Origin of the sequence: Faecalibacterium sp. An58 (assembly GCF_002161515.1) — a bacterium.
Taxonomy (GTDB): Bacteria; Bacillota; Clostridia; order Oscillospirales; family Ruminococcaceae; genus Faecalibacterium; species Faecalibacterium avium.
The window spans coordinates 1-672 of sequence record NZ_NFHX01000078.1; the positions used below are offsets into that span (position 1 = coordinate 1).

At 60.7% G+C, this 672-nt stretch carries 1 protein-coding gene; it reads left to right on the forward strand.

The features are described from left to right. Nucleotides 1-672 (forward strand): class I SAM-dependent methyltransferase (locus tag B5G12_RS14220; protein ID WP_522731454.1); only part of this gene is annotated, 672 nt, incomplete at both ends.

Here is a 672-nt window from a genome sequence, read left to right on the forward strand (position 1 = left end):
CAACGCCCTTTGGGAGCAGATCGAAGATCGGAAAGCACAACTTACCACACAGCCTGCCGTTCCAACGGAACCGATGGCAGCTTACCCGGCAGAGGAAACACACCTGCCCTACGATGTGGTGGTCGAACGGCTCCATGTTGACCAGCCGCAGCCTGAAATTCCTGCCCCACCGGCCCGGAACTTCCACATCACCGACGAGCGCCTGGGCGAGGGCGGGCCCAAGCAGAAATATTCCCGCAACATCGAGGCCATCCGTACATTGCAGGCCATCGAGGCGAAGGGCCGCAGCGCTACTCCGGAAGAACAGGAAATCCTGTCCCAGTACGTTGGCTGGGGTGGGCTGGCAGATGCCTTCGACCCGGACAAGGACAGCTGGGCCAGAGAGTATTCACAGCTAAAAGAGCTGCTTTCCCCTGAGGAGTACGCCGCCGCCCGGGCCAGCACCCTGAATGCCCACTACACCAGCCCGACCGTGATCCGGGCTATCTATGACGCTGTGGAACAGATGGGCTTCCGTACTGGCAACATTCTGGAGCCATCGATGGGCGTTGGCAACTTCTTCGGGATGCTGCCTGAGTCAATGCAGGGCAGCCGCCTGTACGGCGTCGAGCTGGACAGCATCACGGGACGCATCGCCCGACAGCTTTACCCAGAAGCGACCATTACTGTCGC